The 25084-nt window shown below is 66.8% G+C and carries 22 protein-coding genes and 1 tRNA gene; 2 read left to right on the forward strand and 21 right to left on the reverse strand.

Annotation, left to right across the window (positions count from 1 at the left end; genetic code table 11):
• Positions 1 to 140: 140 nt before the first annotated feature.
• From ABZ477_RS02605 to ABZ477_RS02630, 6 genes are all read right to left on the reverse strand, one after another.
• Positions 141 to 3077 (reverse strand): type I restriction endonuclease subunit R, encoded by a 2937-nt coding sequence (locus tag ABZ477_RS02605; RefSeq protein ID WP_360127382.1) that lies wholly within the window; start codon positions 3075 to 3077, stop codon positions 141 to 143.
• A complete protein-coding gene (locus ABZ477_RS02610) occupies positions 3077 to 4240 on the reverse strand; it encodes a restriction endonuclease subunit S (protein ID WP_360127385.1) in 1164 nt (387 codons plus the stop codon). Before ABZ477_RS02610 ends, ABZ477_RS02605 begins: the two co-directional genes overlap by 1 nt.
• On the reverse strand, positions 4237 to 5730 hold the full coding sequence (locus ABZ477_RS02615) for a class I SAM-dependent DNA methyltransferase (RefSeq protein WP_360127388.1): 1494 nt from the start codon (positions 5728 to 5730) through the stop codon (positions 4237 to 4239). The genes ABZ477_RS02610 and ABZ477_RS02615 overlap by 4 nt, the downstream gene beginning before the upstream one ends.
• A complete protein-coding gene (locus ABZ477_RS02620; RefSeq protein WP_360127391.1) occupies positions 5727 to 7229 on the reverse strand; it encodes a class I SAM-dependent DNA methyltransferase in 1503 nt (500 codons plus the stop codon). Before ABZ477_RS02620 ends, ABZ477_RS02615 begins: the two co-directional genes overlap by 4 nt.
• 90 nt (positions 7230 to 7319) lie before the next feature.
• Positions 7320 to 9353: an N-6 DNA methylase gene (locus ABZ477_RS02625; protein ID WP_360127394.1), complete on the reverse strand. Its 2034-nt coding sequence runs from the start codon at positions 9351 to 9353 to the stop codon at positions 7320 to 7322.
• A 14-nt stretch (positions 9354 to 9367) separates the two neighbouring features.
• The gene (locus ABZ477_RS02630) at positions 9368 to 9847 is read right to left on the reverse strand and encodes a hypothetical protein (RefSeq protein ID WP_360127397.1); all 480 of its coding nucleotides are present in this window, start codon (positions 9845 to 9847) and stop codon (positions 9368 to 9370) included.
• 445 nt (positions 9848 to 10292) lie between these two features.
• Here ABZ477_RS02630 and mobF point away from each other — a divergent pair, with 445 nt between their 5' ends.
• On the forward strand, positions 10293 to 13544 hold the full coding sequence (gene mobF, locus ABZ477_RS02635) for a MobF family relaxase (protein WP_360127907.1): 3252 nt from the start codon (positions 10293 to 10295) through the stop codon (positions 13542 to 13544).
• Positions 13545 to 13701: 157 nt separating this feature from the next.
• Here the strand turns inward: mobF and ABZ477_RS02640 are convergent, their stop codons facing one another.
• From ABZ477_RS02640 to rplU, 15 genes are all read right to left on the reverse strand, one after another.
• Complete coding sequence (locus ABZ477_RS02640; protein ID WP_360127400.1) at positions 13702 to 14586, reverse strand: CFI-box-CTERM domain-containing protein; 885 nt, start codon at positions 14584 to 14586, stop codon at positions 13702 to 13704.
• A gap of 231 nt (positions 14587 to 14817) precedes the next feature.
• On the reverse strand, positions 14818 to 15216 hold the full coding sequence (locus ABZ477_RS02645) for a PIN domain-containing protein (protein ID WP_360127403.1): 399 nt from the start codon (positions 15214 to 15216) through the stop codon (positions 14818 to 14820).
• Positions 15204 to 15461: a type II toxin-antitoxin system prevent-host-death family antitoxin gene (locus ABZ477_RS02650; RefSeq protein WP_360127406.1), complete on the reverse strand. Its 258-nt coding sequence runs from the start codon at positions 15459 to 15461 to the stop codon at positions 15204 to 15206. Before ABZ477_RS02650 ends, ABZ477_RS02645 begins: the two co-directional genes overlap by 13 nt.
• Positions 15458 to 16096, reverse strand: a complete 639-nt coding sequence (locus ABZ477_RS02655) for an excisionase family DNA-binding protein (protein ID WP_360127409.1) — start codon at positions 16094 to 16096, stop codon at positions 15458 to 15460. Before ABZ477_RS02655 ends, ABZ477_RS02650 begins: the two co-directional genes overlap by 4 nt.
• Positions 16097 to 16127: 31 nt before the next feature.
• On the reverse strand, positions 16128 to 17387 hold the full coding sequence (locus ABZ477_RS02660; RefSeq protein ID WP_360127412.1) for a tyrosine-type recombinase/integrase: 1260 nt from the start codon (positions 17385 to 17387) through the stop codon (positions 16128 to 16130).
• Between the two features lie 218 nt (positions 17388 to 17605).
• A tRNA-Ala gene (locus tag ABZ477_RS02665) sits at positions 17606 to 17681 on the reverse strand.
• Between the two features lie 69 nt (positions 17682 to 17750).
• A complete protein-coding gene (rsfS, locus tag ABZ477_RS02670; RefSeq protein ID WP_360127415.1) occupies positions 17751 to 18131 on the reverse strand; it encodes a ribosome silencing factor in 381 nt (126 codons plus the stop codon).
• Entirely contained in the window at positions 18132 to 19310 is a 1179-nt protein-coding gene (locus tag ABZ477_RS02675; protein WP_360127418.1) for a hypothetical protein, read from the reverse strand.
• On the reverse strand, positions 19307 to 19903 hold the full coding sequence (gene nadD / locus ABZ477_RS02680; protein WP_360127421.1) for a nicotinate-nucleotide adenylyltransferase: 597 nt from the start codon (positions 19901 to 19903) through the stop codon (positions 19307 to 19309). Before nadD ends, ABZ477_RS02675 begins: the two co-directional genes overlap by 4 nt.
• A gap of 10 nt (positions 19904 to 19913) precedes the next feature.
• Entirely contained in the window at positions 19914 to 20138 is a 225-nt protein-coding gene (locus tag ABZ477_RS02685; protein WP_360127424.1) for a hypothetical protein, read from the reverse strand.
• 56 nt (positions 20139 to 20194) lie between these two features.
• The gene (locus ABZ477_RS02690) at positions 20195 to 21454 is read right to left on the reverse strand and encodes a glutamate-5-semialdehyde dehydrogenase (protein WP_360127427.1); all 1260 of its coding nucleotides are present in this window, start codon (positions 21452 to 21454) and stop codon (positions 20195 to 20197) included.
• Positions 21455 to 21525: 71 nt separating this feature from the next.
• Positions 21526 to 22368 (reverse strand): glutamate 5-kinase, encoded by an 843-nt coding sequence (proB, locus tag ABZ477_RS02695; RefSeq protein WP_360127430.1) that lies wholly within the window; start codon positions 22366 to 22368, stop codon positions 21526 to 21528.
• Positions 22365 to 23873: a GTPase ObgE gene (gene obgE, locus ABZ477_RS02700; RefSeq protein WP_360127433.1), complete on the reverse strand. Its 1509-nt coding sequence runs from the start codon at positions 23871 to 23873 to the stop codon at positions 22365 to 22367. The genes proB and obgE overlap by 4 nt, the downstream gene beginning before the upstream one ends.
• A gap of 89 nt (positions 23874 to 23962) precedes the next feature.
• Positions 23963 to 24220 carry a 50S ribosomal protein L27 gene (gene rpmA / locus ABZ477_RS02705; protein ID WP_360127436.1) on the reverse strand — a complete coding sequence of 86 codons (258 nt, stop codon included), beginning with the start codon at positions 24218 to 24220 and terminating at the stop codon, positions 23963 to 23965.
• A 20-nt stretch (positions 24221 to 24240) separates the two neighbouring features.
• Positions 24241 to 24549 (reverse strand): 50S ribosomal protein L21, encoded by a 309-nt coding sequence (rplU, locus tag ABZ477_RS02710; protein ID WP_360127439.1) that lies wholly within the window; start codon positions 24547 to 24549, stop codon positions 24241 to 24243.
• Positions 24550 to 24792: 243 nt separating this feature from the next.
• Between rplU and ABZ477_RS02715 the strand changes: the two genes are divergently transcribed.
• Positions 24793 to 25065, forward strand: a complete 273-nt coding sequence (locus ABZ477_RS02715) for a DUF4031 domain-containing protein (protein WP_360127442.1) — start codon at positions 24793 to 24795, stop codon at positions 25063 to 25065.
• Positions 25066 to 25084: the final 19 nt, after the last annotated feature.

Below are 25084 nucleotides of genomic sequence, written 5' to 3' on the forward strand. Positions count from 1 at the left end.
CGCGCCGATGCCTGAGTTGCCGGCGATGCCAGTACCGCGCGGACCCGATCCGTCTGAGACGGTTGATTTCTCGCCAGCTCATTTCGGTTCCGAGAGTCGCTGGACGTCTCGCGCGCGCGAGCATGCGTAGGACTTGCTCATCAGTAGTACTCCCTGACGTAGCCGAGCGCCTTCTCGTAGACGTCGTTGTCGCGGATCTTGAACTGCACGTAGAGCGTCTGCCGAAGCGCCTTCCGCACTTCCTGGTCGCCGGCGATCGTCGACTGCCACCCGTCGAACCGCACGGCCCGCACGACCTCGTCGATGCGGTCGACCACGTTCGCGACGATGATCGGCGTCTCGTCGCCCTTGAGGGCTTCGAACAGCTCGGTGAGCGCAGCCTTTCCCCGCTCCTCACGCGGGATCTCCTTATCTGCCTTCTCGGCAGCGACCGTGTCCTTGGCGAGCTCGAGGAGGTCGCGAAGGAAGTCGAGGCTGGACTGCTGGATGTCTGCGTACTTCTCACGGAGGGCGTTGAGTCGCTGTCCGAGTTCGATGAAGACGGGGTTGTTGAGGTGGCGTGCGATGCGGGCAGTGATCTGCTTCTCGATCTGCTCGGGCGAGACGTCCTTGCGCTTGCCGGTCATCAGGTCTTCGATCGTCTGTGCATCGAGAACGATCGTCTCGTCGCCATGCGGGATCTCTACGTGGACGCTCTCGTTGATCAGCTCAATCGTCTTCGCGCCGAGCGCATGCCAAACGAGACGACCGGTGATGTCGGCGGGCCGCACGGACTCGTAGACATCCGTGAGCCACTTGTAGTCGTCGCGGAAGTCCTTGAGCATCGGGTCAGGGCTGAGAGCCTCCCACAACTGCGAGACGACGCTGTACGCGAGCCCGAACGCGTCCTTTACTCCCTCGTTTGCGATCGCCGCCTGCGCCTGGATGAGACCCTCGTAGCCGCCGATCGACCGATCCACGCCAGGGAAGAACGAGATGGCTGCGGCCAGCGCCGGCGCAAGCTCCGACTTCAGCTCCTCGATGTTCGAGATCACCTGCTGGACTGCCGCCTCGTCGAATGCCAGCGACTTGGCGACGTCGTCGAAGATGCCGAGGTAGTCGACGATCAGCCCGTGGGTCTTGCTCGGCGGGTACACCCGGTTTGTGCGCGTGATCGCCTGAAGAAGTGTGTGCTCCTTGAGCGGCTTGTCGAGGTACTGCGTCTGAAGGATCGGTGCATCGAACCCCGTGAGCAGCTTCGCCGTCACGATGATGATCTTCAGCGGATCGGCTGGGTCGTTGAAACGGGCGACGACCTGCTCCAGCTCGTCGGCTCCAGGTGTCCATTGCGCCCATGACCCGGGGTCGGTGCGTGCCTTCGACATCACGATGGTGGATGCTTCGGGCGGCAGCATCGTGTCGAGCGCTTCCTTGTACGCAACGCAGGATGCCTTGTCGTAGGCCACTAGCTGCGCCTTGAACCCCTCCGGCTCGACCTTCTCCGTGAAGTGCGTAACCACGTCGTCGGCGATCTGTCGGATGCGCTCGGGGGCCTTGATGAGCACTTCGATGGACGCTGCCTTCTTCGAAAGGGTGATCTTCTCGCCCTCGGTGAGATTGCGCTCCGCGACGAGTTCCTCGAACGCGGCGTCGATCTTCTCTTGGTCGAGGTGGATTTCCGACAACCGCGGCTCGAAGTGCAATGGAAGGGTCGCACCATCGCGGATCGAGTCCTGGAACGAGTACCGCGACAGGTACCCGCCCTCGTCCTCGGGCGACCCGAACCACATGAACGTGTTGTGGTCGCGCTTGTTGATCGGCGTTCCGGTGAGGCCGAACAGGAACGCGTTCGGCAGCGCCTCGCGCATCCGCTGCCCGTAGTCGCCCTCCTGCGAGCGGTGGGCCTCGTCGACCATCGCGATGATGTTGTGCCGGTCATCGAGCACACCGTCGATCTCGCCGAACTTGTGGATCGTCGTGATGATGATCTTGCGCGCACCCTGGGTCAGCAGCGTCTGCAGCTCCTTGCGCGAGTCTGTCGAGACCAGGCCGGGGACGTCCGAAGCGTTGAACGTACCGGTGATCTGCGTGTCGAGATCGATGCGGTCGACCACGATCAGGATCGTCGGGTTCGTCAGTTCGGCCATCGCGCGCAGCTTCAGGGCTGAGAACACCATCAGCAGGGACTTGCCCGATCCCTGGAAGTGCCAGATGAGTCCCTGCTTGATCCGCCCGTGCAGCACGCGTTCCACGATGAGATTCGTCGCCTGGAACTGCTGGTACCGCGCAATCACCTTGATCTTGCGGTGCTTGGCGTCAGTCGCAAACACCGTAAAGAACCGCAGGAAGTCGAGAACGGCTGCCGGAGACAGCACGCCATTCACCGCGTCCTTCACGACCTCGAGGCCGACCTTCGCCGGTGCGTCGGGGTCGGTTTCCTCCTCGCGCCACGGGCCCCAGAGCTCGACCGGCATCCCGACGGAGCCGTAGCGGAAATCCTTACCCTCGGTCGCGAATGACAGCACGTTCGGCACGAAGAACTGCGGAACGCTCGCCTCGTAATCGTCGTGGATCTGCGCGGCCGCGTCGATCCACGAATACGCTGCACGGATCGGCGTCTTCGCCTCGCCCACCACAAGCGGAAGACCGTTACACCAGAGCACCACGTCGAACCGCTTGCCCAGCCGCCCCACCTGGAACGTCACCTCGGTCGACACGATCCACTGGTTCGATGAGCGGTCCCCCGGGTGGTCGAAGTCGATGAGGCGCACCGTCGTGTGCTCGCCGTTCGGACCGAATGGCATCGACTTCTGGCCCGTCAGCCACGCCATGAATTCTTCGTTCGCGACCAACGGATGCGGGCTGTTGCGTGCCGAGATCAGAACCGCACGCAACACGTGAACGACCTCATCCGCCTTACGCGGATCAGCCGCGATCTCAGGGTTTAGGCGCGTCAGCGCAGCCGTGACGAGGCCTTCCAGCAGCACCTCATCGGTGCGTCGTGGCAGCTGACTACCCGGCAGGAACTGCACGTCCGGAGACGCGATCAGGTCGCGGACGAAGTCACGAACGGAGTTCGCCTCGTTGAACTGTGCCATCAGTTGCCTCCGAGAGTCTCGGCGAGGATTGCGTTTCTGAGCCTGCGGAGTTGCGTTGCCTCCGCATGCGAGAGGCTGTTCGTGGATCGAACCAGTTCGACGCGATGAATGAGTTCCCCTTGTTCTTCGACCGAGAAGTGGGGAATCTGAAGCTTCTTGAGCGCACCAACGTTGAAGTGTTGCTGGGCTGTGCCCGCTGAGAGTCGTGCGATCTGTGCCCGCCCGTAGGTCGAGTTCAGGAACAGGGTGAGGAAGCCCGCCACCAGCTCAGGCCCCGGGCGCGCAATGATCAGATCGATGCAGTTGAAGCCCGCGACGTCGTCGGTGACCACGGCTGCGTCTCCCGGTCGCCCGGTCCGCACGATCGCGACGTCTCCGGAGACGAGAGTCGATTTCTTGAGTGCCGACGCGCTCTCGGGCCTGAACCGCACCAGGTCGGCGAGGTCAAATCCGCCGGGCGCGATGTTGAGCCCGCGGAGTGCGGGAACTCCGGCCGGGTCGTTTGTGTAGTACTGCGTCGGTCGAACGACGACGCCGACGGTCACCTCTTTCAGCAACTTCGGCAGGGCGACCCTTTCGGCGGGCGCGGTGGCAAGCTCGGTGCTGAAGACCTCCTCGGCTAGCTTCTCGGCGCCCGCTGCCTGTCCGCGAACAGCTTGTCTGTGGCGCTCGACCGACCACACGAGGTTGGCAATGCGCTTCTGCTCGTCGAGCGGCGGGAGTTCGAACTCGAAGTCTGCAAGTTCGCGCCAGTTCGTGCGCGGTGAGAGCGACCCCGCCGAGGTATCGAGCGCGTGGTCGAAGAAGGGGTCGGACTGCACGAGGAACGGCAGGAACTCCCCGAGAATCCGAGTCTCGTCCGCTTCGAACGTATAGATGTCGCCAGAGCAGATCGCGTCGAACTCGGCATATGCGACCTTGCGCTGGTAGGCGCGGCGCTTGCCGAACAGCGTTTGCCCCGGGCGTACGCGGCGCGTGAACGTCGTTCCGTTCGCGATATCGCCCCAGCGCTCGATCTTGAGCTCACCTGGATCCATGTGTTCCATCGCGATAAGCCGGTCGATGGCGCCGGCTCCGGCATCCTTCACCGTCTCATTGACATTGCGCACGACATCGCCGAACGCAACGCGTTGCCAGGTGGACTTGTCGATGCCGAGGCTCACGCGTTCGCCTCCGAACGAAGCAGCGCGAGCACATCTGAGAGCGCGTGCTCCGAGGCTCCCGCCGCCTGTCGCCAGCTCGCCAGCGCGTCGGCCACCTCAATCTGCTCTCCCGCGTCTGCGGCTTTCGCGCCAGCGACATACAGCGGGATCGCGAGACTGTAGCCCTTGTCGGCGATCTCGCCGACGGTGGCGACCGCCGCGAACTGCGGAACGTCGCCAAAGCCTCGGTACGCGTCGAGGATTCTCGTTTGATGCGAGTCGCGCAGGAAGGACTGAGCCTGCTCGCGCGCGACCTCATTGACAGCGTTGATGAACAGCACCTTGCCGCGATGCTCGGCGGGTTTGGTGGCGCGGAGCGTGATGACGACGGCCTCCATCGGAGAGTTGTAGAAGAGTCCCGCGCCGAGTCCGAGTACGCATTCGACGAGGTCGGACTTCACGAGCGCTTCGCGGAGTGCCGCCTCTTCGCGGCGGAACAGCACGCCGTGGGGGAAGAGGATCGCGGCGCGCCCGGTTTCGGGGTCGAGGCTCTTGGCGATGTGCTGGAAGAACGCGTAGTCGGCGCGGCCCTGCGGCGGCACGCCCCACACGTTGCGTCCGTACGGGTCTTTTGCGAAGGCATCCCGATTCCAGGTCTTGATCGAGTACGGAGGGTTCGCGAGCACGACGTCGAACATGTGCAACCCGCCCTTGCTGTTCAGGAACGCGGGCCTTGCGAGGGTGTCGCCGTGCGCGATCTGGCCGTCGGCGATGCCGTGCAGAAAGAGGTTCATACGGGCGATGGCCGAGGTTCCATAGTTGAGCTCTTGGCCGTACAGCTTGAGGTTGCGCCACTCCTTACCCTGGCGCTTCACCGCGGCCGCCGTCGAGATGAGCATTCCGCCGGTTCCGCACGTTGGGTCGTAGACCGATTCCCCCGGCTGGGGCTCGAGCATCAGCGTCATCAGGTGCACGAGCGTGCGGTTGGTGTAGAACTCCTGCGCGGTGTGGCCCGAGTCGTCGGCGAACTTCTTGATGAGGTATTCGTACCCGTTGCCGAGTTCGTCCTCGGGCAGGTTCGCGATCGACAGCGTCTGCGTCGAGAAGTGCTCGATCAGGTCGGCGAGAGTGGAGTCCGGCAGCAGGTTCTTGTTGCCCCAGTCCCCATCGCCGAACACGCCGGGAAGTGTGTCGGGGTTAGCAGACTCGATCGACCGCATGGCCCGCAGCACGGTCGCGCCGATGTTCTCGGTCACCGCGCGAACGTCGCGCCAGTGGCATCCGTCCGGAATCGCGAAGCGGTGGTTCTCGGGCAGGTCGGCGAGTTCTTCGTCGCCGTAGGTGTCGAGCGCCGCCGCGTGCTCTTCGTCGTAGACATCCGAGATGCGCTTGAGGAACACCAGCGGGAAGATGTACTGCTTGTAGTCGCCGGCGTCGATGAGTCCGCGCAGAACAACGGCGGCGCCCCACAGGTAGTTCTCCAGCTCGCGCTGGCTGATCTGGCCGGTCACGCGCTCAACCCCCACTTCGCGAGCTCCGCTTCGAGCGCTGCCCTGGTCTCTTTCGCGCGTTCGTGCGCGGCTTCGAGGTTCGCCAGCGCCTCGGCGAGTGTGATCTTCTCGCCGGCGTCAGCGGGTGCGACGTAGAGCGGGATGTTGAGGTTAAAGTCGTTGCCCTCGATCTCGACCAGGTCCGCGACGTGGGCCCGCCCCTCGATGTCTGCGAATCCGCGGTACGCGTCGAACAGGGCTTTCGCGTGCTCGGGTTCGAGAGTGTTCTGGTTGCGGCCCTTCTTCATCAGGTCTTCACCGTTGATGAACAGCACCTTGTTCTGCTGTTCGGCGGGCCTCTGGTGGCGCAGGATCAGCACGCAGGCCGCGAGCCCCGTGCCGTAGAACAGGTTCGGCGCGAGACCGATCACGGCTTCGACCTTCTTGGCCTTGAGGACGTGGGTGCGGATGCGCGCCTCGGCGCCCTGCCGGAACAGCGCCCCCTGCGGCAGCACGACCGCGACCCGACCCGTGTTCGGGTCGGCGGAGGTGAGCATGTGCTGCACCCACGCCCAGTCGGCGTAGCCCTTTGGCGGGACTCCGCCGAACTGATTGCGACCCCACCGATCGGAGGCCCACTCGACATCGCCCCACGCCTTCAGCGAGAACGGCGGATTGGCGACCACAGTGTCGAACTGCGCGAGGTGGTTGCCAGTGAAGAACGCCGGGCTGCGCAGGGTATCTTCGCGGACGATCTTGAAGTCCTCGACGCCGTGCAGCAGCAGATTCATGCGCGCGATCGCCGACGTCGCGAGAACCTTCTCCTGACCATAGAGCTTGCCCCACAGGGTCTTCGCGCTGCCGCCGGCCTCCTTCACATGCTCGATGACCTCGATGAGCATGCCACCCGTCCCGCACGCGGGGTCATAGACGCTCTCGCCTTCCTGCGGGTCGAGGATATTCACCAGCAGGCCGACCACGGAGCGCGGCGTGTAGTACTCGCCAGCCTTCTTGTTGGACTGGTCGGCAAACCGCTTGATGAGGTACTCGTATGCGTTGCCGAGAACATCCGGGGCGACGTTCGCGTTGCTCAGCGTCTTCGTCGAGAAGTGCTCGATCAGGTCGGCGAGCTTACGGTCGGGCAGCTTGTCTTTGTTCGTCCAGTTCGCGTTGCCGAAGATGCCGTAGAGGGTCTCGGGGTTGGCCTTCTCGATCTCGCGGAACGCGGTCTGCAGAGCGGTCCCAATGTTCTCGGTCTTCTCGCGCACGTCCGACCAGAGATTGCCGTCGGGGATAGCGAAGCGGTGGTTTTCGGCGAACGTCGCGAACTCGTGGTCTCCGGCGGAGTCGTCGAGCGCCTGCTCGAACTCCTCGAGGAAGACGTCGCTGATCCGCTTGAAGAACATCAGCGGAAAGATGTAGGCCTTGAAGTCAGCCTGGTCGATGCTGCCTCGCAGGAGGTCGGCTGCTCGGGCGAGGTATTGCTCGAGTTCGGGCAGGGTGCTGTGGGAGTCGCTCACCGCGGCATCACCACGTTCTCGACGCTTCGACCGGTGGATAGCGGCACGTAGGTATTCCTTTCGACTCCGGAAGCATCCGGCTGGACTGAATCAGACAACCGACGCGCTCCTAACGACAACCGATCCATTCGTCGCCGCCTCGGCTACTGCCTGGCGCGCTGCGAACACTTTCAAGATGGCCTCCTGGAGTTCGCGCGTGCGCTGTGCCGCGGTCCAGTCCAGTTCCGCAAAGGCTCGTTGGTCGCTGACTGGGGGTAGGAGCACGGTGAGATCCTCAATCTTCATCTTCGCCCTAAGGGTGCTGTCGATAATGTGTCGACGGTTTCGGGGGTGGCGCAGCGCCGCTGACAGAAAGACTGGATCAACGACGTCATAGTCACGAATACGAATCACGTCGACGTGCGAGCCGGCCGCCCAGCCGTCGCGATCCCAGATGTGAGCATTCACGCTTGTTGCCGTCGGGTAGACGATGACATCACCAGGCATCAGTCGCATCGACTCAGCGCGCCGTGGGTCTGCGACGCGCTGATCGTGCGCGTCGATGTCATAGCCGTCCGTGAACACGCGCGGATTCAGGACAAGTGGTCCCTCCGCATCGCTCGAACTCTCGAGATAGCGTCCCCTGATCACCTCAATCGCCTTCGAATCTCGAAGCTCGGCGATACTGACCCACCGCTTCTCGATGTCCGCCGGCACGACGTCGACTTGGCGAAGATGCGGCGCGGCACGCCCCAGCGACTGGTTTGCACTCTCAACTGCCGCATTGACCAGCTCTGCCCACTCCTCGGGAGCCTTTTCGTCTCCGGGTATGTCGGTCCACTTCGACGGAAGGAGGTTGACAGCCGGAGTGAGAAGGTCGAGCACGCGACGAGGCACCGCGATGGTCGGGTCGAGGTCATCGAACTTTCCAGACAGCCCAGCCTTGGTAATCGAGGCGAGTCGGCCCTCGGGGCCGAGTTCGCTCGAATCGAACTCCGAGCCATCAACCAGCAGCACCGTGCCAGGTGAAGTGCCAGCATCACCGAGGATCCATACGGCGAGCGGAATCGCCGTGTTGGAGCGCAACCTCGCCGGGAGTACAACGATCCCTCTGACGCGGTCATCGCGAAGGAGGCCGCTACGAATCTCCGCGTCCCGACCGAGACGATGCAACGCACCCAACGTCGTGACAACGAGAGCCGTTCCGGTAGGGGACAGATGATCGAGCGAGATCTGCACCCAGCCGAGGTCCGCGCTGCTGCTCTGTGGTTCCCCGTATCGCCAGCCACGTGCGCGCGGGTTGTCATTGCGCCACCAAGCTCCAAGCGGTGGATCGCACAACACCAAGTCGGCCGTGGGTCCCCGCTCGCCGACGACGTCAAAGCTGTCTCGCAAGGCAATATGTGCTGGCGCATCAGCCAGGAGGAAGAGTCGACGTGCGATTCGCAGGGCGCTTTCGTCGATCTCATAGCCGTCCGCGTACTGCGCGAGTCCGCGATCCAGCGCATCGAGGAGCAGTCCGCCAGTTCCCGCGGCCGGGTCAAAGACCAATCGTCCTCCCGTTGGCGCGATCGCGAGCATAAACTCGGCGAGCACGTCGGGGGTGGTGACCTCGGAGGCCTGCTGACCCTTTTGAGATCCTGCCCGGCGAATGACGTTGCGATAGAACTCTGCTGGCTCTTCGACAACTGAGAGCACGTCAAGCGCCCTCCGGAGCGTCACGGTGTCAAGGCGATCCCAGATCACTTCGGGGATCAGATCCTGGAGGTCGTTGGGAATCGAGTTGCGCACCTCGATCCATTCCGCACGATCCAAAGTACTAGCGACCGCTGGAGCGCTCCTGAGCACGATGAGCAGGCCACCGATGACGTCGGCGTACTGGTCCACCCTCAACTGTCCCCGGAGCGCGTCGTACACACGTGACTCTGCGTCGCCCAATTGCTGAACCGTCGCGAGTTGAGGGTTGGCGGCTAGCCAAGCCTCGATCGCGGCTCGCTCGTATCGCGCGCGCTTTCCGCCCTCAGGATCGGGTAGTTCAGGAGGGAACGAGTCGCGGAAGCGCTTCTTCCAATTGCTCGCGGTAGAGATCTTGACGCCAGCAATGATGGCGATGTCGCTCAGCGATACCAGGTCGTCGGGGTTCATCTTCTGTTCCTCTGTCACGCGGGCAGAGCCGCAGCGAACGGGTTGGCTGGGAAGTACAGGACGTGGTGGGCCGCCATCCGCATCGTCCGAGCAAGCTGGTGAGGTTCACTGACGACCGAGACTTCTGAACCATCTCCGGCGAGTCTCGCAACCTGCTCCGAGAAGATGTGGTCACCAGAGCCGACGTAGATCTTCTCGAATCGCTCCGCCAGATTCTCATCGATCATCACACCGAGGAGGCACAGGTCCGCGCCGTCGGGGCCGGACCCGATCAGCTGCCTGGCGCCTGACCACCCGCGATGAACGTTGACAGCGTTGGCGTGCGCAGATGCGATGATGACGAGGTCAGATGCGCTGAGTCCAACCCGTGAGACATACTCCGCGCGGACCCACTCGATCTGCTCGATCGTCGGCCGACCACAGGCACAGAGGTTCTCGATGTCGATGAGGTGGATCGCCCGACCGACACGATCGCTCTTCTCCTTCTGATGCACGTCGTCCTCCTTGCTGAAAAGTTCTTGCTCCCGACAACTACGAGCGTACACGGAAGTTGTCGGAGTGCAAAACTTTTCGTAGAGAATCTTGAAAATGAATCTGGCGAGGGATGAAGACCGTCATGCCGTCGGGGTAGCTCAAATCACCTCCCAGCGCCACTCATCGGAACCATTCCGCAATCCGCCCAGTCGGGCCTCCTTCCGTCGCTAACGTCCCGGCTGGACTCGAGCCGGCCGGCATCCGTCTCACCCCGCCCCGCGGATTTCCGCTCGAATCCCCACCCTTCACATCGTCACGTCCCACCCGCTCGTCTCGAACCACACGTCTTTCATCGCCGCGCCGACGGCTGATCGGACGCCTTACGGGGACGACGTGCGCACCTACCTGGTGACGGGCACACCGCGTGCCCGCGTGACAGGAAGGTGCGTGGCTGTGGTCGTAACGATGCACAAGATGACCTCGACGAACGGCGTCGATTACCTGCTGCGGTCGGTGGCCGCTGGCGACGGGCTGAGGGACCTCGGTACGCCGTTGACGCGCTACTACACCGAGGCTGGCACGCCACCGGGTATGTGGCTCGGCAAGGGGGTCGCGCTGCTGGGGCACGACGCGGTTGGGCGCCTCGCCGAGGGCGACACTGTGACCGAGGATGCACTCCGGCTTCTCGTCGGCGAGGGTCGCGATCCGCTCACACGATTGCTGCTCGGTAAGGCGCCGGCGACATACACAAAGCCGCCACGGCACCGCGCGCCTGACGGTCGCGACACGAGTCGAGGGGTTGCGGGGCGCGCGGAGCGTGCAACCCCGACTCGGCAGGCCGTTGCGGGCTTCGACTTCACGTTCTCTCCACCCAAATCCGTCAGCGTCCTGTGGGGTGTGGCGGATGCGGGAACGCAATCGCTCATTGCAGCAGCTCATCACGCGGCGGTGCGCGATATCGTCGACGCGCTCGAGCGGCGTGTCGCCGTGACGAGGATCGGCACGAACGGGTTTGCGCGGGTGCCGGTGCAGGGCGTGGTCGCGGCCGCGTACGACCACTACGACTCGCGCACGGGCGACCCGCAACTGCACACGCACGTCGTGATTGCGAATCACGTGATGGGTCCGGACGGGGTGTGGCGCACGTTGTTTGGCAACCCGCTGCACAAGGCGACGGTCGCCCTGTCGGAGATGTACGACGCGGTGCTGATGGATCGCCTGCGCGACGTGCTCGGGGTCTCGTGGGCGCTGCGCGACAAGGGACGCGACCGCAACGCCGGGTGGGAGATCGCGGGGGTGCAGTCATCCCTCATCGACGCGTTCTCGACACGATCACGCGGCTCGGAGGATGCATCGGGGATCGAGGCGCGCAAGAACCAACTGATCACCGACTACGCCGAACGGTACGGCCACCAGCCGTCGTCGCGCGTCGCGATCCGGCTCCGCCAGCAGGCAACACTCGACACCCGCCCCGACAAGACCCTCCGCTCACTGAGTGAGTTGACGGCATCCTGGCGCGCCAGCGCCACCGAGCTGCTCGGCGAGGATGCCACGACCTGGGCGCGCACGCTGCTCGAGACGGACGCGACGGATGCCGTGCTCCGCGCGGACGACCTCACAGCCCAGGTGCTCGACGACCTCGCGGTCGTCACGCGCATGGTCGTCGAAGACAAGCGCGCCGTGTGGGGGCGTTGGAACCTGTGGGCCGAAGCGGTACGTCAGACCAAGGGCATCCGGTTCGCGTCCGCCCTCGACCGCGAGATGGTGCTGGATGCCGTCGTCGGCCGCGCTGAAGATGCCTCGCTGCGGCTCACGCCGCAGTACGACCGACAGGTGCCGCTCGCGTTCACCCTCCCCGACGGGTCGCCCGCCTTCGCGCCCCGCGAAGAGGCCGCCTACTCGTCCCAGGCAATCCTCGACGCGGAAGCTCGGCTGCTCGCCGCGACGAGCGGAGGAGGCCCGGCACTCGAGCATAGGCACATGGAGCGATTCGCGCTCCTCCCCGACCTGAACGGCATCACTCTCGACGATGACCAGGCCCTCGCCATCACCCGGATCGCGACATCGGGTCGCCTGCTCGACGTGCTGGTCGGACCTGCCGGCGCCGGGAAGACCACCGCGCTGCGTGCCCTCCGCGCGGCGTGGGAGTCACGACACGGCGCTGGCTCTGTCGTCGGACTCGCGCCCTCGGCAGCCGCCGCCGACGTACTCGCCGACAGCATTGGCATCCACACCGAGAACACCGCCAAATGGTCGTTCGAGCACGCCGTCGGCCGCTGGAACCTCTCCCCCGGCCAGCTCGTGATCGTTGACGAAGCGTCGCTCTCCGGCACCCTGCTGCTCGTCCGACTCGTGCAGCACGCACAGGATGCCCGTGCGAAGGTGCTGCTCGTAGGCGACTGGGCTCAGCTCTCGGCTGTCGAGACCGGCGGCGCGTTCGGACTTGTCGCCCGGTCGATCGAGGACGCACCCGAACTCACCGACGTGCGACGGTTCCGGTTCGACTGGGAGAAGACCGCCACCCTCGGACTGCGCACCGGCTCCTCCGACGTGCTCGACGACTATGCGCAGCATCATCGCATCCACGAAGCGGAGGACCCTCTTGACCTCGCGTACCGCGCCTGGCGCACGGACCAGGAAGCGGGACGGTCGACGGTCATGATCGCTGCGGATGCCACCACGGTCGGGATGCTGGGGGCCCGCGCACAGGCAGATCGCGTCGCCACCGGCGAGGTCGCGGCCGACGGGGTGCCGTTGCACGATGGCAACTGTGCCGGGACCGGCGACGACATCGTCACCCGGCTCAACGACCGGCGACTCATCGCAGGATCCGGATGGGTCAAGAACGGTGATCGCTGGCGCGTCGTGCGGACCTTCGACGATGGATCTCTCGCTGTGCGGCGACTGTCACGCGGTGGCAAGCTCGGCGGTGCAGTTGTCCTGCCGGCGAGCTACGTCGAGGCGAACGTCGAGCTCGGATACGCGATCACCGTGCACCGAGCGCAGGGGATGACTGTCGACACCGCGCACGCAATCATCGACGGGGATCGCGCCACCCGCGAGCAGCTCTACGTCGCGATGACGCGTGGCGCGACCGCGAACCACATCTACCTGGACTCGGAACCGGGGACTGATCATCACGGCGATACCCTTCCTCCGCGCTCCACCGGGGCACGGCTGGCCGATGTCATGGCCCGCGTGGGTGCCGAACCGACCGCGACCGAGACTCTGCGCGTCGCGGTCGACGAGCACTGCTCGCTTCGGCGGCTCATCGCCGAGTACGAGACCATCGCCGCACACGCCGTGTCGATCGGCGCGGCCCGGTGGCCCGTCCCGGGCGGTCGCGATCGCACCACTGTCGTCGGTCTCCTCACGCGCCCGACGGGGCCTTTCACGGCGGAGTATGCCAGTGCACTTCAGGAACGCGAGCTCCTCATCGCGGACGCCGTCCGCGCCGAGGCGCACGCGGCGGTTGCATCCCGAGAGACCTGGACCCGGAACGTGCCACGCAGCGTCCTCGAGACGTTGGTCGCGTACCGCGCCAAGTACGACGTGACCGGACCCACCGCGCTCGGCGACCCACGCCAGATCACCGACCGCACCCAGGCGCGCGACTACCAGCGCGCGCGCCGCGCCCAGACCGCAGCCGAGGCCTTCATCCCCCGCCGGCGGTCACCGGAGAGCATCGTGGCGTCCCGCGGCGGCATCGGGAGATGACCCCACCCCTCCGCCCGGACCACCTTCCCATTGGTGTGCGGTGTGCGGGTGATGAGGAAATCCCGATCGCTCGCGACGCCCATGCGAGAGACCCTGGTTCTGGGCACTCCCCGTCAGAGGCGTTCAGAACGTTGCGAGCTATGACTCTTGCGGTCTACTACGGCCGAGTCTGCAGATGATCAACGACGGCGTCGAGCCGGCGCCTCACCCAGCCGCTCACGCCCCGGTACCTCGGCAGATGCCGCGCCAGTGTCGGACTGAGCGCATAGTAGGTCGCGATGAAGGCGCGTCCTAGCACTGTGTTCTCAAGGCGCTCATCTCGGAACTTTCTAAGCACCAGAACCTCTGGTGCGTCGTAGCTTCCATAGACGGCAGTTGCGACATAGCACCCACCAGACGATGTCTGAGAGGCGGATTTTGACGTCGCGGGAGTGGAGGCCAGTCCCTGAAGGTCAGCCCTCATCTCCCGATACGGTCGCGGAAGCACGTATGCGGGATTTCCGGAGAAGGCTTGAAGCCTAGCCTGGCACGATTGCTCCGTCGCCAGAGCCTCTAGTACGTCAGCCAAATCGTCCTGCGGCGGGTATGGCAGCTGTTCGTGGCGCCGCGCGATCTCGTACCGGTCATACGTTGAGACCGCCTTGTTGATCAGACCAATCGCGCCGCGCGCGTCACCGCCGCAGAGCGCGGTCTTCCAGAGATTCCGAAGGTTGACGAGGTCATAATGACCATCCAGCCGGAAAGACTCAATGGTCTTCTCCGCAGATTCGAGGTAGCGCCCACTTCGCTTCAGCGAGGTTGCTTCGAGCCTGAGTTGCGACGCTTGCCCCGGGTTGAGCACCGCGAATGGCTCTCCTCCGAGCGGGGAGTCTAGGGCGAAACCGGGCTTGCCCGCTTCTCTGTCGGCGTCGGACATCTGCGTCAGAGTCGCCGTTCCCAGTAGCCCTTCGTTCACGTAGGGCATGCTCGGTGTATCGAGCTGGCTCACGAAATTCTGGATCAGCCTCTTGAGCTGCTCGACCTGGTCACTCCCCTGTGCCACGTGAACTCCTTCTCTGCGCGACGCGCGCAGTTCCAAGTCTTGGCTCGGACGATGAGCCAAAGTTCAACCTAGCAATCCTCCGCGGATACCCAGAATTGCGGCGAGACGGGTGGCTTCCCCGTCTATTCGTAACATGACGGGCAGTAGCTGTCAGCGCCTGGCAGTCCCCGAACGGGACGACGAGCCCGGCTCAGGTGTAGGTGCCCGGGAGCGGCTCCTGGACTGGCCCGGCTATGGCCCTGCGACGGTCTCAACGCCGGGGAGGTCACTGAACCGCGCCTTGAGATCGAGTGAGACGATTTGACGGCCGGTCTGGCGTGCATGGGCGGCGACGATCAAGTCGTGGGCGCCTCGTGGCGTTCCTGTCCGGCGCACGTGGTCGAGCAGCGCCCCATGCTCTGCTGCGGTCGATTTCGTGTATGGGAGCACCTCGATCGTCTCTTCGACATCCTCCACAAACTTCTCACGAGCGGGCCTTCTGGCTGCGTCGGCGGCGAGGACCCCGTGACGAAGCTCGGCGAGCGTGATCGCCGCGATCGCGACATCGTCGGACTCGGAGATCCCGGTGGGACCACCGCCGTGGCGATCGAGCTGGATCAAGGCGTTGGTGTCGAGAATCAGTCGCGCCACAGAGTGCCCGTATCCGTCGTCAGGAGATGCTCAGCGCCGAGAGCATCGGAGGCAAAGTCATCGTCGATAGCGGCGCTTGCGGCGCGACGGGCGAGGAAGCCCCTGACAGTGCGCTCGCTCGCTGGCACGATACGGGCAATGACTTTGCCGTCACGCACGATGGTGTACTCCTCGGCGTCGTGCTCGACCCGATCGAGAAGCGCCGAGAACCCTCGGGAGGCATCGCGTGCGGAAACAGTGGTCATGACGACCATGATACACCTCCGTCAGACACGTCAGACATAGCAATCGCGCCGTGGGGCGCGTCGTCGGGCAGCACGCCGGCGGCGGGCGGGTCGGGTGCGGCCCAGAAGTCCTGGAACTGGATGCCGCGCTTCTCCCACCACTCGAATCGCTGGCGTTGGTGCCAGAACTCCTGTTGATCGGCGATGTCGGCAAGTCCGCGGAGATGTGTGTCGCGATCCGGGCTCTCAGCCCGCTCGAAGGCCGCCATGTGCGGTAGCCGTCCCGCTTGGTCCTGCATGGCCTCCGGCATCTCACCTCGCTGGGACACGGCGTCCGCGATCTGCTGCGACGTCCACCCCGTGATCCGCTGACGCGTGCGGTGACGGAGGAGCGGTGACATCCAGTCGCACAACCCTCCCGCGAGTTCCGCGATGAGCGCCCACTGCGCTTCGTTCGTGAGGCGGCGGCCCCGACGCGGATGCACGTGCTCCCAGATGCGGGCGTCGTCCACTGTGATCGCCCAGTAGCGCTTGCCCACGCGCGTCGCGGCCAGTTCGCCGCGCTCGATCAGCTCCCGCACCCGGCGGTCGCTCACGCCGAGGAACCCCGCCATCTGGCGCACGGAGTACTGGCCCTTCGGGATCATTCCGGCCATTGCACAATGCTTCCGCTCGTCGCGCCCGAGGCTACTCCTCGCCGTCGACCGCGTCACCGATGACGTCGATCAGCGCTTCCTCATCATCCGTGAGCGGTCGCGTGAGGACCGTGTGGTCCTCGGCGTCGGGCCGCAACACCCGGTCGAGCGCCGCTGCCGGCGTCAGATCGACCGTGCGGTCGGGCTGGATGTAGTAGCCCTCGGTGATGGCGGTGCTGGTGTGGCCGAGGAAGACGGCTGCCGCGTCGACCGAGACTGCCCGCGCGAGCACCGTCGCGCCGGTGCGTCGATACCAGCGGAATGAGATCCCCGAGCCCTCGAGACCGGCGAGCTCGAGGTACTCCCGGAAGGTACGGCGCAGGTTGTGCTGCGAGTAGGCGCCGCCGTTGCGGTTGTGGAAGACAAGATCCTCCTCCCCCAGACCGACCAGGCGCGGGCGGAGCACCGCCGCGGCGAACTCGGGAACCGCGATCTCGCGCACGCTCGCGTCAGTCTTGGGGTGATCCTGACGCACCCAGCCCTGCCCCTTGCGCGGTACGATCGTGCCGGTCACCCGCAGCGTCATCCCCCGCGGCCGGTCGACGACGTCGCATCGGCGCAGCGCCAGCGCCTCCCCCGGTCGCAGCGCCGTGCCGAGCAGCACCTCGATGAAGTCGCGCACGACGCCGTCGGGCTTCGGACCGTGCACGCCCTCGCCCGTGCGGTGACGTGCTGCGGCATCCCGGATCTTCTGCACCTGATCCCAGGTAAACGCCTGCGGCGTCCCCTTCGGGGCTTTCAGAGGACTCGCGCCATCGACCGGGTTCCGCGGGATCGCGTCGTGGCGGAGCGCGAACTTGAACACGAGGTTGAGCATCATGCGCGTCTTGCGCGCGCGGGGGTAGCCGATCCGATGCTGAGCGCGCAGCAGCGCGTCGACGCGGCGGGTCGTGATCTCGCCGAGCGTCAGGTCGCCGAAGGCGGGCAGCACCGTGTTGCGGACCATCTCGGCGTACCACTGCTTCGTCTTCGGAGCGAGATCTCGCGATTCGTTCTCCTCGAGCCAGGCCTGCACGAGGTCGCGGAACGGCGTGCGTACGGAGTACTCGGAGGCGGCCTGGGTCGGTCGGTCACGGATGCGCTCCTTCAAGCGCTGCATCGCCGCGCTCTTCGAGGGGGCTGTCGCCTTCACCCGCCGCAGCCGCCCGTCGTCGTCGCGGACGCGGGTCGCCGCTGTCCAGCCGCCGGGCGCTACCGAGAGTCCGATTACGCCGAACGTCCCGATAGTGGTGCGCGGGCGCCCGCCGCTCACCTCGCCACCATCCATGTTGCGAAGAGCACGAGATTCATGACAGATAGGTGCGCTGGCCCTCCCCGGGTGAGCAGCGAGGGCGCGCAGAAGGCGCGGTTTTCGGAATGCAAAGGGCGCACCGTCGCGTACGGCGACGACGGTGAAGTGGCCCGTTTCTGGCCCCGAGACACAAAATCCCCGATCGGTGAGGCTCGAAAACCTTCACTGATCAGGGATGTTGGTGGACCTGAGGGGACTCGAACCCCTGACCCCCTGCATGCCATGCAGGTGCGCTACCAGCTGCGCCACAGGCCCGGATGCTGCCCCGCGGGGCAACTCGACCAGCTTACAACACCTCGGACGGTGCCTTTGACCAATGCGGGGTCACTGGACGGGCGGGACCCTTTCCGGCAGCTCGATCGGCACGAGGGGGCAGTCCTTCCACAGGCGCTCGAGGCCGTAGTAGACGCGCTCCTGCTCGTGGAAGACGTGCACGACGAGGTCGCCGAAGTCCAGGAGCACCCAGCGGGCCTCCTGACGGCCCTCGCGCCGCAGGCGCTTGTATCCGGCCTCGAGGAGCTTGTCCTCGATCTCGTCGGCGATCGCGGCGACGTTGCGCTCGCTGCGCCCCGTCACGAGCAGGAAGATGTCGACGAGCGGCAGCGGGTCGGAGACGTCGAGGCCGACGAGATCCTCGCCGCCCTTCGAGTCCGCCGCGGCGGCCGCGATCTGCAGCATCCGTCGTCCGTTCTGCGTTGCCGTCATTCAGAACACTCCCGTCGCGAAGGCGAGGATGAGGACGCCCACGAGAGCCAGCGCCAGCACGCCGGCGGTGATCGCGAGCGTCAGCATGAGCCGGCCGCCCTTCTCGGGGGCAGGGGGCTTGATGATCTCGCCGGGGGTCTTGGTCGTGCTGACCGCCGAGCTCGCTGCGATCGGGGTCGGCGACGAGTGCGCGGGCAGCTCGCCGTCGACGAGCACTGCGTCGACCTCCTTGCCGTCGGCGACGCCGGGCGCGTGACCCGTCGAGCCGAGGCCCTCGGGAAGGTTGAAGGTGCCCGTGATGAGCACCTCGCCCGTCCCCGTGAGGGGGGCGACGATGGGGCCGGCATCCGGCGACTGCGAGATGATGAGGGCGTTCGGGGTCGCGATCGAACCGCTCGACGACCGTGTGACGAGCTCTTCGAACGACGGTGCGGCAACAGGCTCGTCGCCGCCGCCCGCGAGCAGCGCAGCGCCGAAGTCGGGGGCGACCGTGCGAGCCGGCTCCTGCGGAGCCTCCTCCGCCCCGCCGAACGCCTCGACCTCCGGCTCGGCTTCGGGCTCCTGCTCCGGCTCGGCCTCCGGCTCCGGCTCAGGCTGGGCCTCAGGCTCAAGATCCGGCTCGGGCTCCGGCTCGGGCTCGACCGCCTGCGGCACCTGCGAGATCGGCCCCGACACGACGCCCAGCGCGGCGAACGGATCCTCTTCCGCCTCGGGCTCGACGACCGGCTCCAGGGCAGAGGGCGGTGGCGCGACATCCCCCGCCTGCTGCGCGAGGTACGCCGCCGAGATGTCCGGCGTGATGACGGGCACGGATGCTGTGCGGATCCGCTCCTGCTGACGTGCCTGGCGGCGCGTCAGAGGCGAGACGCCCAGATCGACGGCGCGGTCGGGGCCCGGCGGTTCTGGGAGGACGACGGGCTCGGCCGGACGCGGAAGCGGGACGGCAGGCGGTACGGAGACGACGGGCGGCAGCGACGCTTCCACATGAGGAGGAGGAGGAGGCGTGGCGGCCTCGGACGGCGCCTCGGCCTCGTCGGCCGGTGCCGAGTCGACGGCGGGCGCGGGCTTGACGACCGGGACTGCTCCCGTGTCGATGACGGGGGTCGCACCGGTGTTGCGGATCTCCCGCATCTGCTTTCGTGTCAGCGGCGGAGAGTCAGGCTGCTCGGGTGTGCTCATTCCTTGCTCCGATAGAGATGATGCTTCGCAATGTATTGGACGACGCCATCGGGGACGAGGTACCACACGGGGTGCCCTCGGCGGACCCGCTCACGGCAGTCCGTCGATGAGATGGCGAGGGCAGGGACCTCGAGCTGACTGACGTCGTCGGATGGGAGCCCGTCGATGTTCAGGACGTGGCCAGGACGTGAGACGGCGACGAAGTGGGCGAGCTCCCACAGTTCATCATGGTCTCTCCAGCTGAGAATCTGCGCTATGGCGTCCGCGCCGGTGATGAAGTAGAGCTCGGCGTCGGGTCGCTCGCTCTTCAGGTCGCGCAGCGTGTCGATCGTGTAGGTCATCCCCCCGCGATCGACGTCGACGCGACTCACCGTGAAGCGGGGATTGGATGCTGTCGCGATGACCGTCATGAGGTACCGATGCTCGCTCGGGCTCACGTCGCTCTTCATCCACGGCTGTCCGGTCGGGACGAACACGACCTCGTCGAGGTCGAAGGACTGCGCGACTTCGCTGGCGGCGACGAGGTGTCCGTGATGGATGGGATCGAACGTCCCGCCCATGACCCCGATCCTCGGGGCTCGTGCCACCGTCATGCGGTGGGCCTCAGTGGCCGTGCCCCGCCTGCTGCACGTCGTTGGCGTGGGCCCGCGCGTACGCCTCCGCCTTGTGCGAATGGCGGTTGGCGACGTTGCGGTACGAGAAGGTCACGAGGGCGAGCGCGGAGAAGACGAGGATCGCCACGATCCCGTAGCCGACGGTCTCGAGGGCGACGTTTCCGGTGTGCTCGGACTCTTCGGCGGCGAGAGCGATCAGCGTGGCGACGGTCATTCGTACTCCGTTTCGTGATCACGCCCGGTCGCGGGCGCTCGCACCAGTCTAGGACCTCAGCCGCGGACCTGTCCGGCGCCCCGCGCGAGCCACTTGGTGCTCGTGAGCTCCGCCAGGCCCATGGGCCCGCGGGCGTGCAGCTTCTGCGTCGAGATGCCGACCTCGGCGCCGAAGCCGAACTCGCCGCCGTCCGTGAAGCGCGTGGACGTGTTGACCATGACGACGGCGGAATCCACCTCGGCGAGGAAGCGGTCGGCGTTGCGCCCGTCCTCCGTGATGATCGACTCGGTGTGGTGGGTCGAGTACTGCCGGATATGCCCCAGGGCGTCGTCCAGGTCGTCGACGACGCGCATCGAGAGGTCGAGCGACAGGTGCTCGATCGCCCAGTCCTCGTCTGTCGCGGCGACGACGCCTTGAGCGAGCCCTGCGACGGCCGGATCGCCGTGCACCGTGACACCGCGCTCCTGCAGGGCGGCGACGACCGGCGGGACGAGCCGGTCGGCGGCGTCGCGATGCACGAGCACCGTCTCGACGGCGTTGCAGACGCTGGGGCGCTGCACCTTCGCGTTGACGACGATGTCGCGCGCCCAGTCCAGCGGTGCGGAGGCGTCCAGCACGATGTGCACGACGCCGGCACCCGTCTCGATGACGGGGACGGAGGACTCGGTCACGACCGTCTCGATGAGCTGCGCGCTCCCCCGCGGCACGAGCACGTCGACGATCCCGCGCGCCTGCATGAGGGCGCGCGCACCGTCGCGGCCGAAGTCGTCGACCGTCTGGATGGCCTCGGGATCGATGCCCCGCTCGGCGAGGGCGCCGCGCATCGCGGCGATGAGCGCCGCGTTGGTGAGCTCGGCGGCCGAGCCGCCGCGCAGCACGACGGCGTTGCCCGAGCGCAGGGCGATCGCTGCGATGTCGACCGTGACGTTGGGCCGTGCCTCGTAGATCGAGCCGACGAGGCCGAACGGCACCGCGACCTTCGTGAGCTGGACGCCGTTCGGGAGCGTGCGCTCGTCGAGGACCCGGCCCACCGGGTCGGGAAGGTCGGCGATCTCGCGCACGGCCGCGGCGAGAGCCGCGACGCGGGGCTCGTCCAGGCGCAGGCGATCCTGCAGCGCGGCGGACAGGCCCGTGGCCCTCGCCCGCTCGAGATCCTCGGCGTTCGCCGCGACGATCTCGGGCGCGGCCGCCTCGATCGCGTCGGCGATGGCGACCAGCGCCGTGCGCTTCGCCTCGTCGCTCAGGAGTCCGATGGAGCGCGCAGCATCCTTCGCCAGCAGCATGCGCTCGCGCGGCGTCGTGGCGGTGGTGGTCATCCGGATATTTTACCGGGGCCTGACGAACCCGGCCGAGCCGATCGGGCGCCCCGTACGCCGAGGGGCGGCCCCTACCGGGGCGCGACGACCCCGGCTGTGCGGATCGGGCCCGTTGCGGCGGGCGCGGCCGGCTCGGGGTTCGGGTCGAACCACGTGCCGATGTCGGCTCCCGACAGCGCCTGGTCGACGAGATCGGCGCTCGTGACGAGGACGCCGACTCCGGATGCCGCGGCCAGCCGCGCCGCGGAGACCTTCGTCGCGGCACCGCCGGTTCCGACGCTGTTGACGACGACCGAGCCGAACTCGAAGCCGTGCAGATCGTCGCCGTAGTGGACGCGGTCGATCGGCCGCGCGCCCGGCTGGTCCGGCGGGCGCGTGTAGAGGCACTCGATGTCGCTGAGGAGCACGAGGCCGTCGGCGCCGATCAGCTCGGCGACGAGCGCCGCGAGCCGGTCGTTGTCACCGAAGCGGATCTCGTGCGTCGCGACGGTGTCGTTCTCGTTGACGATCGGGAGGATGCGCAGGCCGAGGAGGCGCTCCATCGCGCGACGCGCGTTCGAGCGGTGGGTGGCGTTCTCGAGGTCGCCCGCCGTGAGGAGCACCTGCCCCGCGACGATGCGGAAGGGCGTCAGCGACTCCTGGTAGCGGTAGATCAGGACGTTCTGGCCGACGGCGGCCGCCGCCTGCTGCGTCGCGAGGTCGCTGGGACGCTCCGCGAGCGAGAGGTACGGCATCCCGGTCGCGATCGCGCCGGAGGAGACGAGGACCACCTCCGTGCCGCGTGCATGGGCGGCGGCGAGAGCTTCGACGATCGGCTGGATCTTTCCCGCGTTCTCGCCGCTGATCGACGACGAGCCGACCTTGACGACGATGCGCCGGGCGCCGCTCAGGGCAGAGCGGTCGTGTGCCGTCACTCGTCGTCCTCCACGTCCCAGCTCTGCTCGGTGAGACGCTCCGCCTCCAGTTCGGCGCGAGCCTCCGCCTTGGCGTCCATGCGCTCGTGGTACTGCTCGCGGCGCTCGGACGTCGTGCGCCGGCCGGAGCCGTCCAGGCGCGCGTCGGTGCCGCGCGGCGCCGTGATGAGCTCGGCGGTCGAGGTGAGCGAGGGATCCCAGTCGAACACGACGCCGTCGCCCTCGCCGATGACGACCGTCGCGCCGGGCGTCGCGCCCCGGCGGAACAGCTCATCCTCGACGCCGAGCTTGTTGAGCCGGTCGGCGAGGTAGCCGACGGCCTCGTCGTTCTGGAAATCGGTCTGCTGCACCCAGCGCACTGGCTTCTCGCCGAGGATGCGGAAGAGGTCGCCGTACGTGCCGCCCTCGACGCGGATGCGGAAGTCGGCCTCGGCGCCCTTGGGGCGGATGACGATGCGCTCGGGCGCGGGTGCGGCCGCCGCCTCGACGCGGTGACGCGCGACGATGTCGGCGAGTGCGAACGTGAGCTGACGCAGGCCCTCATGGCTCACGGTGGAGATCTCGAAGACGCGATAGCCGCGCGCCTCGAGCTCGGGCCGGACGAGGTCGGCGAGGTCCTTCGCCTCCGGCACATCGACCTTGTTGAGGGCGACGAGCTGCGGGCGCTCGAGGAGCGGTGTCTGCCCCTCCGGGACGGGGTACGCGGCGAGCTCGGCGAGGATGACGTCGAGGTCGCTCAGCGGGTCGCGGCCCGGCTCGAGCGTCGCGCAGTCCAGGACGTGGACGAGTGCGGTGCAGCGCTCGACGTGGCGCAGGAACTCCAGACCCAGGCCCTTGCCCTCGCTCGCGCCCTCGATGAGCCCGGGGACGTCGGCGACGGTGAATCGCACGTCGCCGGCCTGCACGACGCCGAGATTCGGGTGCAGCGTCGTGAACGGGTAGTCCGCGATCTTGGGCCGCGCCGCCGAGACGGCGGCGATGAGGCTCGACTTGCCCGCCGACGGGTAGCCCACGAGGGCGACGTCGGCGACCGTCTTGAGCTCGAGGAGGACGTCGCCCTCCCATCCCGGCGTGCCGAGGAGCGCGAAGCCCGGCGCCTTTCGCTTGGGCGAGGCGAGCGCGGCGTTGCCGAGGCCGCCGAGTCCGCCCGGCGCGACGACGAAGCGCATGCCCGGCTCGACCAGGTCGACGAGCGACTCGCCGTCCGCGTCCTTCACGACGGTCCCGACGGGGACGAGGAGCTCGAGCGCCTCGCCCATCGCGCCGGAGCGGTTGTCGCCCATGCCGAAACCGCCGTTGCCGGCGTGGCGGTGCGGCGAGTGGTGGTACGACAGCAGCGTCGTGACCTGCGGGTCGGCGACGAGGACGATGTCGCCGCCGTGGCCCCCGTTGCCGCCGTCAGGCCCCGCGAGGGGCTTGAACTTCTCGCGGCGCACGGAGACGCATCCGTTTCCGCCCTTGCCCGCGCGCAGGTGGAGCGTGACCCGATCGACGAACGTGACCATCGCGGTCTCCTCCTGTGGTGCGTGCGGATAAAGGTGCGAGGGGCGAGCCGAAGCCCGCCCCTCGCGAAGACTGTGTGCGAGCCTCGGAATTACTCCGCGGCTGCGACCACGTTGACGACCTTGCGGCCGCCCTTGGTGCCGAACTGCACGGCGCCCGCCTCGAGGGCGAACAGCGTGTCGTCGCCACCGCGGCCGACGTTGGCGCCGGGGTGGAAGTGCGTGCCGCGCTGGCGGACGAGGATCTCGCCCGCGTTGACGACCTGGCCGCCGAAGCGCTTCACGCCGAGTCGCTGGGCGTTGGAGTCACGACCGTTACGAGTGGAGCTTGCGCCCTTTTTGTGTGCCATCTCTGCGTCTCTTCCTGGACTTACTTGATGCCGGTGATCTTGACGCGCGTGAGGTCCTGACGGTGGCCCTGGCGCTTCTTGTAGCCGGTCTTGTTCTTGAACTTCTGGATCACGATCTTCGGGCCGCGCTCCTCGCCGAGGACCTCGGCGGTGACGCTCACCTTGGCGAGCTTGTCGGCGTCGGTCGTGACGGCGTCGCCGTCCACGAGCAGCACGGCCGGGAGCTCGATCTTGTCGCCGACCTTGGCCGCCTGGCGGTCGAGGACGACGATCGTGCCGACCTGGACCTTCTCCTGCCGGCCACCGGCGCGCACAACTGCGTAAACCACTTCACACCTTGTTTCGTCTTGGGAGCGCACGGCTCCGGTTGTCTTTGTGAGACTGGGAAGTCTTGGTGCTCGGCGTCGCGGGAAGCGACACTCGCATAACTCTCCGCCATCACCTTGCGGAACGCGGCGCACCAAAGGACTACTTTACCGGATGCCTCGGCAAGCCGCAAAAGCGCGGGGACCGCGTGTCGCGAGTGCGCTGTGCCCACTCGCCCGCGGCTCCGCGCTCAATAGGATCGGCGTGTGGCGATCCTCATCGACGATCCGCGCTGGCCGGCCCACGGCCGGCTGTGGGCGCATCTCGTCTCGGACCACGATCTCGACGAGCTGCACGCCTTCGCGGAGGCGAACGGCATCCCCCGCCGCGGGTTCGACCGCGACCACTACGACGTGCCCGAGGACGCGCATGCGCGGCTCATCGCGGCCGGAGCCGAGCACGTCGACGGGCACGCGCTCGTCCGCCGTCTCATCGCGTCAGGTCTGCGCGTGACCGCGCGCGAGCGGCGCGGGCGCTAGCCCGCGGCGCTAGCGCGCC

It is taken from the genome of Microbacterium sp. NPDC019599 (assembly GCF_040632175.1).
Taxonomy (GTDB): Bacteria; Actinomycetota; Actinomycetes; order Actinomycetales; family Microbacteriaceae; genus Microbacterium.

What these genes read in the sequence shown, in the direction of transcription:
- ABZ477_RS02690 (WP_360127427.1), bottom strand. Translation starts at nt 21,454, where the DNA reads ATGACCACCACCGCCACGACGCCGCGCGAGCGCATGCTGCTGGCGAAG.
- rsfS (WP_360127415.1), bottom strand. Translation starts at nt 18,131, where the DNA reads ATGACGGCAACGCAGAACGGACGACGGATGCTGCAGATCGCGGCCGCC.
- ABZ477_RS02625 (WP_360127394.1), bottom strand. Translation starts at nt 9,353, where the DNA reads ATGAACCCCGACGACCTGGTATCGCTGAGCGACATCGCCATCATTGCT.
- ABZ477_RS02605 (WP_360127382.1), bottom strand. Translation starts at nt 3,077, where the DNA reads ATGGCACAGTTCAACGAGGCGAACTCCGTTCGTGACTTCGTCCGCGAC.
- ABZ477_RS02675 (WP_360127418.1), bottom strand. Translation starts at nt 19,310, where the DNA reads ATGAGCACACCCGAGCAGCCTGACTCTCCGCCGCTGACACGAAAGCAG.
- mobF (WP_360127907.1), top strand. Translation starts at nt 10,293, where the DNA reads ATGCACAAGATGACCTCGACGAACGGCGTCGATTACCTGCTGCGGTCG.
- obgE (WP_360127433.1), bottom strand. Translation starts at nt 23,873, where the DNA reads ATGGTCACGTTCGTCGATCGGGTCACGCTCCACCTGCGCGCGGGCAAG.
- nadD (WP_360127421.1), bottom strand. Translation starts at nt 19,903, where the DNA reads ATGACGGTGGCACGAGCCCCGAGGATCGGGGTCATGGGCGGGACGTTC.
- ABZ477_RS02650 (WP_360127406.1), bottom strand. Translation starts at nt 15,461, where the DNA reads ATGACCACTGTTTCCGCACGCGATGCCTCCCGAGGGTTCTCGGCGCTT.
- ABZ477_RS02685 (WP_360127424.1), bottom strand. Translation starts at nt 20,138, where the DNA reads ATGACCGTCGCCACGCTGATCGCTCTCGCCGCCGAAGAGTCCGAGCAC.
- ABZ477_RS02655 (WP_360127409.1), bottom strand. Translation starts at nt 16,096, where the DNA reads ATGGCCGGAATGATCCCGAAGGGCCAGTACTCCGTGCGCCAGATGGCG.
- rpmA (WP_360127436.1), bottom strand. Translation starts at nt 24,220, where the DNA reads ATGGCACACAAAAAGGGCGCAAGCTCCACTCGTAACGGTCGTGACTCC.